Consider the following 515-nt stretch of genomic DNA (forward strand, 5'->3'; position numbering starts at 1 on the left):
CGTTTCAGCACGGCATGCACGCGCGGCGAGCCGTAGATCCCGCCGGACCCGGTGTGGATCTCCTTGATCCGCTCCGTCAGCTCGACGTCGCGACGCCGCCGTTCGCAGGGCTCTCGCCCGGCGCGGCGCCATCGGTAGTAGGTGGAGGAGGCGATGCGCAGTTCCCGCAGGACACACTCGACCCCCAGATGCGGGTGCTCGTCGAGCAGCCCCGTCACCTGGGCCGGGTCGGGTCGAGCTGCGCCGCGAAAAAAGCCGAAGCCGTCCGCAGAACTTCGTTCGCGCGCTTGAGCTGGGCGTTCTCCTTGCGCAGCGCGGCGAGCTCGGTGCGTTCGTCGGTGGTCAGCCGGTCATCCCGCTCGCCGGCATCGGCCTCGGCCTGCCGGATCCAGCCGCGCAGGGCCTCGGGATGCACACCGAGCTCGATGGCGAGCCGCTTGATCTGGGGCTTCGGGTCGGAGGTCCGGTACATCCGCACCGCACGCTCACGCAACTCCAACGAGTACTTCCTGGGG

General features: G+C 69.7%; 2 protein-coding genes. Both read right to left on the minus strand.

What is annotated here, in order from left to right; translation table 11 throughout:
• Positions 1-218 (minus strand): IS3 family transposase (locus P1P70_RS45605; RefSeq protein ID WP_319248494.1); only part of this gene is annotated, 218 nt, incomplete at its 3' end.
• A partial coding sequence (locus P1P70_RS45610; protein WP_319248496.1) for a transposase occupies positions 215-515 on the minus strand: 301 nt, incomplete at its 5' end. The genes P1P70_RS45610 and P1P70_RS45605, both read right to left, overlap by 4 nt.

It is taken from the genome of Streptomyces sp. MB09-02B (assembly GCF_033794485.1).
Classification (GTDB): Bacteria; Actinomycetota; Actinomycetes; order Streptomycetales; family Streptomycetaceae; genus Streptomyces.